We start from the raw sequence: 13306 nt of genomic DNA on the forward strand, positions 1-13306 counted from the left end.
CCCATGATCGACGAAATCCACGTGCGAGACATCGCCCTCATCCGCAGGGCCGCCCTTGCCCCCTCCCCGCGCCTCACCGTGCTCACCGGCGAGACCGGCGCCGGCAAGACCGCCCTCATCTCGGCCTGCAAGCTGCTCATGGGGGCGCGGGCCGACAGCGCCGTGGTGCGCGAGGGGGCCGAGCGGGCCCAGGTGGACGGACGGCTCTTCGCTCCGGGAGAAGCCGACGACCTCGTCATCTCCCGCCGCGTCGGGGCCGACGGCCGCTCCCGCGCCTCCATCAACGGGGCCATGGCCAGCGTCTCCGAGTTGGCGGCCACCGTCGGCCCCCTCATCGAGCTCTGCGGGCAGCACGAGTACCAGGCCCTCCTCAAGACCGCCGAGCACGGCCGCATCCTAGACGCCTGGGCCGACGAGACTGCCGAGGTGGCCGGAGCCTACCGGGCGGCCCTCGAGGCGGCCGAGGCGGCCGAGGCGCGCCTGCGAGAGGTTCGGGCCCAGGCGAGCGCCTCCTCTAACCAGCTCGACGAGGCCCGCTTCACCCTTCAGCAGATTGAATCCGCCAACCCCCAGGGCGGTGAGTACGAGGAGGTGCGCGACTGGCTCGCCCGGGCCGAGCACGCCGAGACGCTGGCCCGCAACTCCCACGGCGCGGCGGCGGCCCTGTCCGGCGACGAAGGGGCCCTCGATGCCCTGAACGCCGCCATCGGGCTCATCGAGGAGGCTGCGCGGGCCGACGAGAGCCTTGCCCCCTACGCCCAGTCCCTGCGCGAGGCCTCCTTCGTCATCGAGGATGTGGCCCGCGACATGGCCGCCTACTGCGACGGCATCGACTTCGACGGCGCTTCCCTCGCCGAGGCCCAGGAGCGCATGGGCCAGCTCACCGGTCTCATGCGCAGCTTCGGTCCCACCATGGAGGAGGTCTTCGCCCGCTGGGACGAGGCAGCCGCCCTCGTGGCCGCCGTCGACGATGCCGACGGGCTCATCGAGGAGGCCCAGCGGGCACGGGACGCGGCGGAGGCGGTCCTCGCCGAGCGGGCCGCGACCTACGACAGGGCGCGGCGCGGCGCGGCCCCCCGCTTCGCAGAGGCCGTGAACGCCGTGCTCGCGCGCCTGGAGATGGGCGGGGCCGGGCTGCTCTGTACCGTGGGCGAGCTGCCGCGCGAGCAGTGGAGCCGCAGCGGCCCCGACGTTGTCGCTTTCGAGTTCCGGGCCAGCAAATCCATGCAGCCGCGCCCCCTCACCCGCATCGCCTCCGGCGGCGAGATCAGTCGCGTCATGCTGGCCGTGAAGGTGGTGCTCGGCGAGCGCGACGGCACCGAGACCCTCATCTTCGACGAGGTGGATGCCGGCGTGGGCGGCAACGCCGCCAACGCCCTGGCCGCCGTCCTCGCCGAGCTGGCCGCCAGCCATCAGGTCATCGTCATCACCCACCTGGCCCAGGTGGCCGTGCTGGCCGATGCCCATTACACCGTCACCAAGACAGCCGGCGACGAGCCCCGCACCGAGCTCGCCCCGGTCGAGGGGGATGCCCGCATCGCGGAAATTGCCCGCTTACTGTCGGGCAGCACCACCGAGACCTCCCTGGCCCATGCCCGGGAAATGCTCGACCGCGCCCGAGACTGATCGCGCCGTCTGTCGGTGCAGGCCGCGATGCTTGCTCGTCGGCACGCGGCCTTGTTGCTGGAGGAGGGCGCCGCCCCCCCTAAGCTGAGCCCCGCTAGAAGAAGGGGATGAGGGCAAAGCCCCCATCCCCTGACCGGAAAGGCGATCGGCGCGCCGGCGCGCTTCCCAATGATGATTCCCACGGGGAACCGCAGGCGCCTTAGGCGGCTGCGGCGTCCTGCAGGTCCTTGGCCAGGGCCTCCACGTCGTCATAGGCAATGAGCTGGTCGATGGTCACGAACTTGTACCCCTCTTCCACCAGCTGGGGCAGGGCGATCTTCAGCGCCTCGATGGTCTGGCTGCGGTCGCCGCCCCCGTCGTGCATGAGCACCACATCGCCGGGCTTCACGCTCAGCAGGCGCTGGGCGATGGCCTCGGCGCCGGGACGGCGCCAGTCCTCGGTGTCGACGTTCCAGCCGATCTCTCCGGTCACGTAGGGCTGCAGCGTCCAGATGATCTCGTCGTGATAATTGCCGCCCGGAGAGCGGAAGATCTTCGACGCTTCCTTGCCCGTAGCCTGGGTGATGGCGTCCTGGCCCTTCTGCACCTCGGCGATCTGCTCGTCGGCCGACATGCGGGTCATATCGACGCCGCGGCCCGACCCGGAGGCGTGATCGTAGCTGTGAGTGCAGATCTGGTGTCCCTCGTCGGCGGCCCGCTTCACCACTTCTGAGAAATCGGTCTTATCGAAGATCTGGTCCCCGATGGTGAAGAACGTGGCCTTCACCCCGTACTGCTTCAGCACATCGAGCAGTTCGGGCGTGGTACCGATGGGGCCGTCGTCGAAGGTGAGCGCGACGACCTTCTCCCCCTTGGTATCGGCGTTGTACTTCAGATAGATGTTATCGCGGCCCTCGCGCACCGTCTCCTCGACGGTCTTGCCCGACACCTTGCCGGTGCGCTTCTCCACCTGGCCCGTCTCTCCGGGCACGTACACATGGATGGCGCCGTCGCCCAATTCCTGATGGCCCGGCTCGCTCTCCACGGTCTCGGCCTCGTAATCCTCGGTGGCATCGGCGCCGTCCTCGATCTGGAGCGTATCGCCCTTGTGAAGGGCCGTGGCGGCATCGGTGAACTCGCTGCCGTTGATGGTACCCGTGAACGGCGTACCACCGCCCTCCTCGAGTACCTCCCCATCGACGGCGAGGAGGTTGCCGGGCTTAGGGGACACGATGCCCTCGTTTATGATATCGCCTACCGTAGCGCCATCGTGCACCGTGCGTGTCATGCCGTTGACCGTCACGTTGTAGGTGGGCGGGTTCAAATAGAGGTACACGCCGACCCCGATGACCGCCAAGATGACCACGGCGACGATGGCCGAGACGATGCCGCCCTTCTTCTTTCCCTTTTTCTTATAGCGGCCCATGTCGTCGTAGGGGGTCATCTGCCCCTCGGTCTTCTGAGCGGGCATGACCCGCGGGTTCGCCCCCGCGGGAGCGTAACCGGCATAGCCGCCCTGCTGCTGATAGCGCGAGCCGTACTGCGGGTGATTCGCCGCCTGGGGATGGGGCTGGCTTACGGCCGCGGCGTACTGCTCGTAGGCAGCCCGGGCCGCCGCCTCTTGGGAGGCGGCATCATGGCCGCTCGGGTAAGAGCACCCCGTCACAGCCGGCTCATCGTCGGGCGGAAGGACGGCCGCCGGGCCCGTCAGATACGGGGCCGCGGAAAAGCTCCCCGTCTCCTGGGACGGGTGCCGGCGCGTGGGCTTGGGATGCGGCCGCGGGTTGTTCCGCGGATTATGGCTTCCTCCCGCAGGAGTCATCGGCTGATTGGGCATCTAACTTCCTTCAAGCAAGCTCAAGGGTGGCACAGGTTGTCTAGGGGCATTATACGTCCTGCAGCCTCGTTTCCCCGCGCTCTCCGGCTTACATTTCCGTAAAGATCGCAATCCGCAGCATCTCCACGAGCGAGCATGGGCCGAACCGAGAGCATCCTGGGGCCCGCGACGGGCCGCCGAAGCCATCGCAGCCCAGGCAACGCCGCCGACCCGTTCGCCACGGCTCGCGCCCCGCCCCCCCCATGCGGCAACGCTCAGGCCCCACGGCTGCTGCCGTAGGCGGCGTGCTTGCGGTTGCCGTAGGCGCTTCCCTTGCGGGCCGACTTCTTCAGGTCCTTCAGCACGTCGTCTTCGGACTTGTCCTCCACCGAGCTCTTCAGCTTCACCACCTGGTCGCGCAAGCGGGCCGCCTCCTCGAAGTCCATATCGCGGGAGGCCGCTGCCATATCGTCCTCCATGGAGGAGATGATGCGCAGCACCTCTTCGCGGGACAGCTCGGCCAGCTCCTTGTTCACCTGCTCGGCCGTACTGCCCTCCACGTCCTCGGTGATGAATCCCATGATGTCGTTGATGGCCTTGCGGATAGTCTGGGGCTCAATGCCGTGCTCGCTGTTGTAGGCCATCTGGATCTCGCGGCGCCGGCGCGTCTCGTCGATGGCGCGGCGCATGGAGTCGGTGATGCGGTCGGCGTACATGATGACCTGGCCCGACACGTTGCGGGCCGCGCGCCCGATGGTCTGAATGAGCGAGCGGTGGTTGCGCAGGAAGCCCTCTTTATCGGCATCCAGGATGGCCACGAGCGATACCTCGGGAAGATCCAGGCCCTCGCGCAGCAGGTTGATGCCCACAAGCACGTCGAACTCGCCCCGGCGCAGATCGCGCAAAATCTCGGTGCGCTCCAGGGTGGCGATGTCCGAGTGCATGTAGCGGGACTTCACCCCCTGGTCGAGCAGGTGGTCGGTGAGGTCCTCGGCCATCTTCTTCGTGAGCGTGGTGATGAGCACGCGCTCGCCCCGGGCGGCCCGGTCCTTGGCCTCGTCGATGATGTCGTCTATCTGGCTCGCACTCGTGCGCACGACGATCTCGGGATCCAGCAGGCCCGTGGGGCGAATGACCTGCTCCACCTGGGCCAGGCTCACCTTCTCCTCGTAGTCGCCCGGCGTGGCCGACACGTAGACGAACTGGGGGATGCGCTCCTCGAACTCATCGAAGCGCAAGGGGCGGTTGTCCAGGCAGCTGGGCAGGCGGAAGCCGTGCTCGGCCAGGGTGATCTTGCGGGAGCGGTCGCCCTCGTGCATGCCGCGGATCTGCGGCACCGTGACGTGGGACTCATCGATGATGCAGAGGAAGTCCTTCGGGAAGTAGTCGATGAGCGTGTAGGGGGGCTCGCCCGGCGCCCGTCCGTCCAGATGGCGCGAGTAGTTCTCGATGCCCGAGCAGAAACCCATGGTCTCCAGCATCTCCAAGTCGTAGTTCACGCGCATCTCCAGGCGCTGGGCCTCCAAGAGCTTGCCCTCCTCCTTGAACTGCATGAGGCGCTCGCGCAGCTCGTCTTGGATAGTGACCAGGGCCTTGTCCATCTTCGGCCGCGCCGTCACGTAATGGGACGCCGGCCAGATGGGCAGCGCCTCGTAGCTGCTTAGCACCTCGCCGGTGACCTGGTCGATCTCGTCGATGGACTCGATCTCATCGCCCCAGAACTCGATGCGGATGGGGTGGTCGGCGTAGGGCGGGAACACGTCGAGCGCATCGCCCCGCACACGGAAGGTGCCGCGCTTCTGCTCGTAGTCGTTGCGGTCGTACTGGATATCGATGAGCTCGTGGATGACCTGGTCGCGATCCATCTCCTTCTCTTTGTCGACGAACACGGCCATGCCGGCATAGTCCATGGGGCTGCCGATGCCGTAGATGCACGACACCGACGCCACCACGATCACGTCGCGACGCGACAGCAGGGCCGAGGTGGCCGCATGGCGCAGCTTCTCCACCTCCTCGTTGATGGAGGCGTCCTTTTCGATGAACGTGTCGGACGCGGGCACATAGGCTTCGGGCTGGTAGTAGTCGTAGTAGCTGACGAAGTACACCACGGCGTTGTCAGGGAAGAATTCCTTCAGCTCGGCGGCCAGCTGGGCCGCGAGGGTCTTGTTCGGCGCCATGACGAGCGTGGGCTTCTGCACCGCCTCGATGGTCTTGGCCATGGTGAAGGTCTTGCCGGAGCCGGTCACGCCCAGAAGCGTCTGGTAGCGCAGCCCCTCCTCGATGCCCTTTGCGAGCGCTGAAATGGCCTCGGGCTGATCGCCCGACGGTTCGAAGGGCGAAACCACCTTGAACGGCGTGCCCGCCAGGCGCACCTCGGGAAGCTTGCCGGCCATCTCGATGCCCTCGATATTGGAAAGATGAGTGGACACGGGCCCCCTCCTCTCAATGAGAATCAATGTAAGGGGAACAGTTTAGCACCTTCCCAAAGAAATGAACAGATGTTCGTAACTATTACCTGCGTCTCTTCATTCATGACCGTCTTTCTTCCCCTACAAGAGCCAGCGCCCCAACTTGCCAAGATGCTCAACCTCGCCAATCTATTCTCCCATGGCCTTCGCGCCGCGTCCACCGTTCGCTCCCAGTCGGCGCGGGAACCCCGGCTCGGACGGTGCTATACTCAGCAATCGCCGTTGAGACACCGGATGGGAAGACAAGGAGGCCCTTGTGGCAAATCTGAGGAATGTGGTGCCTGGCATCGGGGTGTGTGCGGCCATCGCTGTGCCCTGCTGGTTTCTTGGCGAGGCGCTGCCGGTCGTCGGCGGCCCGGTATTCGCCATCCTGGCAGGCATGGCCATCGCCCTTGTTTGGAAGCAGCCGGCGCGGGGCACCGTTCAGGACGGCATCGCGTTCACGGCCAAGAAGGTGCTGCAGTACGCCGTCATCCTGCTCGGTTTCGGGCTGAACCTGGCCCAGATCGCCGCCGTGGGCGCCGAGAGCCTGCCCATCATCTGCTCCACCATCGCCACGGCCCTCATCGCGGGCTACCTCCTGTACCGCGTGCTGCACCTCGATAGCGCCATCGCCACGCTCATCGCCGTGGGCTCCTCCATCTGCGGCGGAAGCGCCATCGCGGCCACGGCTCCGGTCATCAAGGCGAAAGACGAGCAGGTGGCCCAGGCCATCTCGGTCATCTTCCTGTTCAACGTCATCGCGGCGCTCATCTTCCCCACCTTGGGAAGCGCGCTCGGCATGTCCAACGAGGGCTTCGGCCTGTTCGCCGGCACCGCCGTGAACGACACCTCGTCGGTCACCGCCGCCGCAGCCGCCTGGGACGGCATGCACCCCGGCGCCAACGCGCTCGACGACGCCACCATCGTGAAGCTCACGCGCACGCTCGCCATCATCCCCATCACGCTCGTGCTGGCCATCACAGTGGCGCGCAAGGAGAACGCGGCAGGCGTCGGCGCGGCTGCAGGCGTTGACGGCACTGACGGCACGGCAGCGAGCGACCCTGCTGCCAACGCCGAGATCGCCACGGCGGCTCCCGCCGCCACGAAGCCCCTCAGCGGCTTCTCGCTGAAGCGCGCCCTTCCCACCTTCATCCTGCTCTTTTTGGCAGCCTCGGTCATCACCACGGTTGCCGTGGCCGCTGGCGCCGACGTGGCGGTCTTCGCACCCTTGAAGACCTTGAGTCGGTTCTTCATCGTCATGGCCATGGCTGCCATCGGGCTGAACACCGACCTCGTGAAGCTCGTGAAATCCGGCGCCAAGCCCATCCTCATGGGTCTCATCTGCTGGATCTGCATCGCCGCCGCCAGCCTCGCCATGCAGCACACGCTCGGACTGTGGTAGCAAAAGAGGCCGTCTCCACGAGACGGCCTCCGAGACGTCGATCTGCAATCGGCTCTATCCGAGCCAGATTTCCTTCTTATACTCGTTCCACCAGGCGAGCACCTCGTTGCGGAGCTCTTCGGGGGTGCCGTCGTTGTTGAATACCACGTCGGCCGCCTCGATGCGGTCGGCGTCGGTAATCTGGCGGGCGATGCGGGCCCGCACGTCCTCCTCGGAAAAGCCCGAGGCCACGGCGCGCTCGATGCGCACCTCCAGCGGCGCGAGCACGGCGATGACCACATCGGCCCCGTAGGCCAGCGACTGCTGGCGGTTGCGGAACACCGAGTACTCCACCACCACAGCCGGCTTTCCCTCGTGCTCGAACTCGTCGATGAGGTCGGTGTAGCGCTCCTCGATGCGCGGCATGGTGATGCAGTTCAGCTTGCGCGTGGCCGCCGGGCTCGCGAAGGCCACCGCGGCCAGCTCCGCGCGCACCACTTCCCCGCCCTCGTCGAAGACGCCGTCGCCGAAGGCGCCGCGCAGATCGTCCTTTACCGTGCCCCACGTAAGCACCTCGTGGCCCACCTGATCGAGATCGATCCAGGCCAGACCCTCATCGGTCAGCGCCTTGCGGGCCGTGGACTTGCCGGCGCCCATGCCGCCGATGAGAAACAGCTTCTTCATGCAGTACCTCCTCCGAAACCGCGCCCCTTCGCGCGATCCTGCGCAGACATTTCAACGGCTCCATGATACACGAGAAGGCCGCTCCGAAGAGCGGCCTTCTGAAAGTCACCGATCGAATACAGCGGCTATGGGCATCCGAGGTTGCTTACTCTTCGACGGTCTCCACAGCCTCAACCTCGGCCTCGGCAGGAGCCTCGTCGGCCTTCTTGCGGCGGGCCGGCTTCTCCTCGGCCTGCACGGACTCGTCCACGTCGATCTCGAAGCCGAGCTCCTCGGCGGCGGCCTTCATGGACAGGGAGATGCGGCGGCGATCCGGGTTGATCTCCATGACCTTCACCTTCACATCGTCGCCCGCGTGCACGACCTGCGCCGGGGTGTCGATGTGGCGGCCGGCCATCTCGGAGATGTGTACCAGGCCCTCGATGGAGTCGCCCAGCTCGACGAAGGCGCCGAAGGGCACGATCTTGGTAACCTTGCCGTCGACGATGGTGCCCACCGGGTAGTTCTCCACGAGCTGGATCCACGGATCGGGCGTGGTCTGCTTGAGACCGAGGGAGATGCGCTCACGCTGCAGATCGACGTCGAGCACCTCGACCTCCACCTCGTCGCCCACCTTGACGACCTCGGAGGGATGGTTGACGTGGTTCCAGGACAGCTCGGAGATGTGCACCAGGCCGTCGATGCCGCCCAGATCCACGAAGGCACCGAAGTCCACGATGGAGGACACGTTGCCCTTGAGGCGCATGCCCTTGGAGAGCTTCGAGAGGATCTCGGCGCGCTCGTTCTTGCGACCCTCCTCCAAGAGAACGCGGCGGGACAGCACGACGTTGTTGCGGTTGCGGTCCATCTCGATGACGCGGGCCTCGATCTCGGTGCCCAGATACATGTCCAGGTCCTTCACGCGGCGCAGGTCCACGAGAGAGGCCGGAAGGAAGCCGCGCAGGCCGATGTCCAGGATAAGACCGCCCTTGACCACCTCGATGACCTCGCCGGTGACCACTTCGCCGGCCTTGAACTTCTCTTCGACGGAAATCCAGGCACGCTCGTACTCGGCGCGCTTCTTGGAGAGGATGAGACGGCCGTCCTTGTCCTCCTTCTGGAGAACCAGAGCCTCGATCTTGTCGCCCAGGCTCACGATGTCGGACGGATCGGCGTCCTTGCGGATGGACAGCTCGCGGGAGGGGATGACGCCCTCGCTCTTGAAGCCGATGTCCACGAGCACCTCGTCATGCTCCAGCTTGACGACGGTGCCGTCGACGAGATCGCCCTCGTCGAACTCGGTCAGCGTGCCGTCGATCATCTCGTTCATCTGCTCGTCGGAGATGTCGGAGAAGTCGATCACGGAGGTGTTCTTGATTTCGGTCAAAACGGACCCCTTTCAAAAACTAAATCGGGGACCCTTCGTCATGATGGTTGATACTTACCATGTTCGCTTGCGCAAGCAAGGGATCGCGGTGCAACAAACATGTCTCGGGGGCCAACAGATACTTTCACTTGCCCGTTTGGGCAAGCTCGCCCAGTATAGCACTGGGCGCGAGCGAAACATTGTGGATTTTCCCCGAGTGCGGACATTTTCCGTACCGCCGCCAAACGCCCCAAAACCGACGCTGCCTCGACACGGGGAGGGACGCACAGGGGCGGCAGAACGCGATCGGCGGACGACTCCCCGCCTTCTGCCGGCGGCGCGCCGAGCCGCTTTTTGGCGCATCACCTGATCCCCACCGACGGCCAGTGCGTTAGAATAAGGAGCTGTGCGTTTCTTCAGATCGGTTTCATCGAGATAAGGCTCTGCATGGAATTGACGCTTTCGATGTTTCTTGCGCAGGTAGGCGATCATCCCGTCTTGCTCGGCATTCTGGCGCTCGTCATCGGCGTGACGATCATCTCGGGGGCGACCGATGCCCCCAACGCCATCGCCTCGGCAGTGTCCACCCGCTGCCTTTCCCCCACCGCCGCGCTCATCTTGGCGGCCGTATTCAACTTCGCGGGACTCGTGGGCATGACCTACATCTCCACGGCCGTGGCCCACACCATGTTCAACATGGTGGACTTCTCGGGCAACACCCACCAGGCGCTCCTCGCGCTCATCGCCGCCATGATAGGCTCCATCGGCTGGGGCGTGTTCTGCTGGTTCTGGGGCATCCCCGCCAGCAAGTCCCATTCGCTCATCGCCGGCGTCACGGGCGGTGCCATCGCCTTGAACGGTCTGGCCGGCGTGGTGCTCTCCGAGTGGATGCTCGTCATCTACGGCATGGCGTTCTCGCTCGTGGGAGGCTTCATCCTCGGCATGGCAACTACCAAGATCATCGAGTTCTTCTTCTCCTGCGCCGACCGCAAGCGCGGCAATAGGGTGTGCGTGGTGCTGCAGGATATCTGCGCCTGCGCGCTGTCGTTTCTCCATGGCGCCCAAGACGGCCAGAAGTTCATGTCCATCGGCCTGTTGGGCATAGCGCTCGCCTTCGGCATGGAGACGAGTGGCGCCACCGACTTCCCCCTGTGGCTCATGGTCATCTGCTCGCTGGCCATGTCGCTCGGCACCCTGCTCGGCGGCAAGCGCATCATCAAGTCGGTGGCCATGGACATGGTCTCGCTCGAGAAGTACCAGGGCGTGGCGGCCTCCGCCTCCACGGTCATCACCCTGTTCGTAGCCTCTATGACCGGCATGCCCGTGTCCACCTCGCACTGCTCCACCGCTTCCATCATGGGCGTGGGCGCTTCCCGCAGCTTCCGCCGTGTGAACTGGGGCGTGGCCCGGCGCATGGTGTGGGCCTGGGTGCTCACCTTCCCCTGCTGTGGCTTTATCGGCTGGAGCCTCGCCAAGCTGTTCATGATGCTGTAGGCAACCGCCTTCTGAGCGGAACGCCGCTTCATAGCTCTCGGCGATAGCCACGTATCGCCGAGAGCTATTACCTCACCTGGGTCGCATTCGGCGTTGCCCTGCAAGGCTTCTATCTGCACCACTTCCGCGCCGCCAACCTCCTCTTCGCCGCATCGCTGGCCTTCTGCGCCGTGGAGATGCTCCTGTAGGGCCGCCCTCTGGCTTTACCCCCCCCTCCGAAGCAACATCTACAGCGCCGCCACCGTACCCAAGCCGAGTTCGGCGGCGCGGTCGAGGGCGATCTTGGCGCAGGCGATGTCGAGCAGGGCCGTACCGGCCGAATCGAACACGGTGATATCGTCGGGATCGATGCGGCCCTCAACCTTGCCCGCGAGCACCTCGCCGAGCTCGCCGGCTACCTGACCGGGACCGAAGACGCCCTGAGCCAGCCCGAGCTCGATCTCGCCGTTGCCGACGCAGTTCGCCGTATCGTCGGTGAACAGGCGCGCCCCGGCGATGATGGCCGGATCAATCTCCTGCTTGCCCGGCATGTCTGCGCCCATACAGGAGAAATGCGTGCCGCGGCGTACCCAGGAGGCATCGATGAGCGGAGAGGTGGCCATGGTGGCTGTAATGACGATGTCGCTTGCGTCCACCGCCTTCGCCAAGTCGTCTGCCGCCTCGAAGCGCACCCCGGGAAACTCCCGATGGAACTGGTCAGCCAATTTCCGGGGCAAATGACTGGCCAGGTCGCAGGCGCGGTCGGGATTGTGCGGATTGGCCACGCGCACCACCTTGATGCCATCGAGCAGCGAGAGCGTCGCTGCAATCTGATAGGGCGCCTGATGGCCTGCGCCCACCATGAGCAGGCTCTCGGACGTGGGGTTCGCGAGCACCTTCGCGCCCAAACCGCCGGCGGCACCGGTGCGCAAACCGGTGATTGCCGAGCCGTCCACCACGCCCACCGGCTCGCCCGTCTCGGAGGAGAGCACAACGATAATGCCGTAGAGGTCGGGTAGGCCACGCTTGGGGTTATCCGAGAACCAAGCGACGGTCTTGTGCCCGAACACGCCGGGGGCGCCCAGCACGCCGGACTTGATGTCCATATCGGCCACACCCGGCTCGAAAGCATGGTAAACCATGGGCCACGCCTCAGCGGCACCCTCGGCCTTTTGCTGATAGGTCTCGCGCACGGCGTCGATCACCTCGTCCATAGTGAGGCAGGCCGTCACGTCCTTAGCGGACAAAATGCGAATCTCGCTCATCGGTTTTCTCCTTCTCAATCGTCGCCAATGCTAGGGGGATCGGTTATTCCAGGGTACGCAGGTACTCGCTGATGGCGAGCAGGCCGCTGCGCAGGGCATCGGGATCGTCGGAGTAGCCGTAACCCACGCGGAAGCTCTTCGGCTCCTCGAAGCAGTCGCCCGGGGTGACGAAAGCGCCGTTGAACTTCACCATATCGGTGCAGAAGTCGTAGGAGGGGATGTCGTAGTCGTAGTAGACAAGCGCCGTGGTACCGGCCTCGGGCTTCACGATGGACAGATGCGGCTCGGAATCGACCCATTCCATGAGGGTGGCGAGGTTCTCGCGCACAATGCGGCGGCTGCGATGAAGAATCGCATCGGCATGGGCAAGGGCATAGGCGGCCACCGCCTCATCGAACATGCCGCAGGAGATGAGGTTGTAATCGCGGTGGGACAGCAGATCGCGTCGCAGCTGCTCGTCCTTGGTAATGCACCAACCCAAGCGGATGCCCGCCAGCGACCACACCTTGCTCATAGAGCTGGTGGTGACGCCCTTCTCGTAGAGGTCGGCGACGGACTCGGCATATGCGTCGGTCTGGTTCAGATGGCGATACACCTCGTCGCAGTGCAGCCACGCGTCGTTCTTGCGCGCCACCTCCACGATAGCCCGCAGCGTCTCGCCGTCGAGCAGCGCACCGGTGGGGTTGTCGGGGTTGTTGATGCAGATGAGCTTCGTATCGGGCGTGCATAGGGCATCGAGCGCCTCTACATCCACATGATAGCCGTTCTCCTTCTCGAGATGCAGCACGTCCACCTTGGCGCCGCACATCTCGGGAATGGAATAGAGCTGCTGGTAAGTCGGCATGACCGACACCACGTGGTTGCCGGGGTTCACCAGCGTCGAGAGCACGAGCGAATTGGCCCCCGCGGCGCCGTGGGTGGGGATAATGTGCTCGGGCTTAACCGTGCGGTAGAGCCTGGCAATGCCGGAAAGCAGGTCGGGGCGGCCCTCGATGTCGCCGTAGGTGAGACGGCGCGTCGCGAAGGCGTCGAGAAAGGCGGCCTTGTCGCCCCCGGTGAGCTCGAAAAGCTGATCGAGGGACAGCGAGTAGACGCAGGTCTCGGCCACGTTGTAGGTGCACTTCGTCTCCCAGAGGTTCATCCACTGCTCGACTTCGAAATCTTTGATCTCCATGGGCTCTCCTTTTGCTGAACGCGATTCCCTTCACGGTGATTCCAGCATAAGGGGAGGAGCCGGCGCCCCTCATGGAGCCAGCACCAGAGCCCGGCGGCAATGGTTGTGAGCGC

9 protein-coding genes are annotated in these 13306 nt (G+C 65.3%); 3 read left to right on the top strand and 6 right to left on the bottom strand.

All coding sequences use genetic code 11. The features are described from left to right. The first annotated feature begins 3 nt into the window (after nt 1-3). Nucleotides 4-1626, top strand: a complete 1623-nt coding sequence (locus tag AAK988_RS00160; protein WP_369880242.1) for a DNA repair protein RecN — start codon at nt 4-6, stop codon at nt 1624-1626. Between the two features lie 199 nt (nt 1627-1825). On the opposite strand, the gene AAK988_RS00165 is transcribed toward AAK988_RS00160, so the two are convergent. Together AAK988_RS00165 and uvrB are read right to left on the bottom strand one after the other, a co-directional pair. Continuing rightward, nucleotides 1826-3442 (bottom strand): polysaccharide deacetylase family protein, encoded by a 1617-nt coding sequence (locus AAK988_RS00165; RefSeq protein WP_369880243.1) that lies wholly within the window; start codon nt 3440-3442, stop codon nt 1826-1828. 254 nt (nt 3443-3696) lie between these two features. Next, the gene (gene uvrB / locus AAK988_RS00170) at nt 3697-5814 is read right to left on the bottom strand and encodes an excinuclease ABC subunit UvrB (RefSeq protein ID WP_151430567.1); all 2118 of its coding nucleotides are present in this window, start codon (nt 5812-5814) and stop codon (nt 3697-3699) included. Nucleotides 5815-6145: 331 nt separating this feature from the next. Here uvrB and AAK988_RS00175 point away from each other — a divergent pair, with 331 nt between their 5' ends. Next, nucleotides 6146-7273, top strand: a complete 1128-nt coding sequence (locus AAK988_RS00175) for a YeiH family protein (RefSeq protein ID WP_369880244.1) — start codon at nt 6146-6148, stop codon at nt 7271-7273. Nucleotides 7274-7327: 54 nt separating this feature from the next. Here the strand turns inward: AAK988_RS00175 and coaE are convergent, their stop codons facing one another. Continuing rightward, nucleotides 7328-7936, bottom strand: a complete 609-nt coding sequence (gene coaE, locus AAK988_RS00180) for a dephospho-CoA kinase (protein WP_369880245.1) — start codon at nt 7934-7936, stop codon at nt 7328-7330. A gap of 145 nt (nt 7937-8081) precedes the next feature. Next, nucleotides 8082-9302 carry a 30S ribosomal protein S1 gene (gene rpsA / locus AAK988_RS00185; RefSeq protein WP_135971138.1) on the bottom strand — a complete coding sequence of 407 codons (1221 nt, stop codon included), beginning with the start codon at nt 9300-9302 and terminating at the stop codon, nt 8082-8084. Nucleotides 9303-9728: 426 nt separating this feature from the next. Between rpsA and AAK988_RS00190 the strand changes: the two genes are divergently transcribed. Continuing rightward, complete coding sequence (locus AAK988_RS00190; RefSeq protein WP_135971139.1) at nt 9729-10775, top strand: inorganic phosphate transporter; 1047 nt, start codon at nt 9729-9731, stop codon at nt 10773-10775. A 227-nt stretch (nt 10776-11002) separates the two neighbouring features. On the opposite strand, the gene AAK988_RS00195 is transcribed toward AAK988_RS00190, so the two are convergent. Both AAK988_RS00195 and AAK988_RS00200 read right to left on the bottom strand, forming a co-directional pair. Continuing rightward, nucleotides 11003-12019, bottom strand: coding sequence for an ornithine cyclodeaminase family protein (locus AAK988_RS00195; RefSeq protein ID WP_369880246.1), 1017 nt, complete (start codon nt 12017-12019; stop codon nt 11003-11005). A gap of 43 nt (nt 12020-12062) precedes the next feature. Then, nucleotides 12063-13193, bottom strand: a complete 1131-nt coding sequence (locus AAK988_RS00200; protein WP_369880247.1) for an aminotransferase — start codon at nt 13191-13193, stop codon at nt 12063-12065. Nucleotides 13194-13306 lie beyond the last annotated feature (113 nt).

Source organism: Adlercreutzia muris (assembly GCF_041223505.1).
Classification (GTDB): domain Bacteria; phylum Actinomycetota; class Coriobacteriia; order Coriobacteriales; family Eggerthellaceae; genus Adlercreutzia; species Adlercreutzia muris.

What these genes read in the sequence shown, in the direction of transcription:
- AAK988_RS00160 (WP_369880242.1), top strand. Translation starts at nt 4, where the DNA reads ATGATCGACGAAATCCACGTGCGAGACATCGCCCTCATCCGCAGGGCC.
- AAK988_RS00165 (WP_369880243.1), bottom strand. Translation starts at nt 3,442, where the DNA reads ATGCCCAATCAGCCGATGACTCCTGCGGGAGGAAGCCATAATCCGCGG.
- uvrB (WP_151430567.1), bottom strand. Translation starts at nt 5,814, where the DNA reads ATGGCCGGCAAGCTTCCCGAGGTGCGCCTGGCGGGCACGCCGTTCAAG.
- coaE (WP_369880245.1), bottom strand. Translation starts at nt 7,936, where the DNA reads ATGAAGAAGCTGTTTCTCATCGGCGGCATGGGCGCCGGCAAGTCCACG.
- AAK988_RS00190 (WP_135971139.1), top strand. Translation starts at nt 9,729, where the DNA reads ATGGAATTGACGCTTTCGATGTTTCTTGCGCAGGTAGGCGATCATCCC.
- AAK988_RS00195 (WP_369880246.1), bottom strand. Translation starts at nt 12,019, where the DNA reads ATGAGCGAGATTCGCATTTTGTCCGCTAAGGACGTGACGGCCTGCCTC.
- AAK988_RS00200 (WP_369880247.1), bottom strand. Translation starts at nt 13,193, where the DNA reads ATGGAGATCAAAGATTTCGAAGTCGAGCAGTGGATGAACCTCTGGGAG.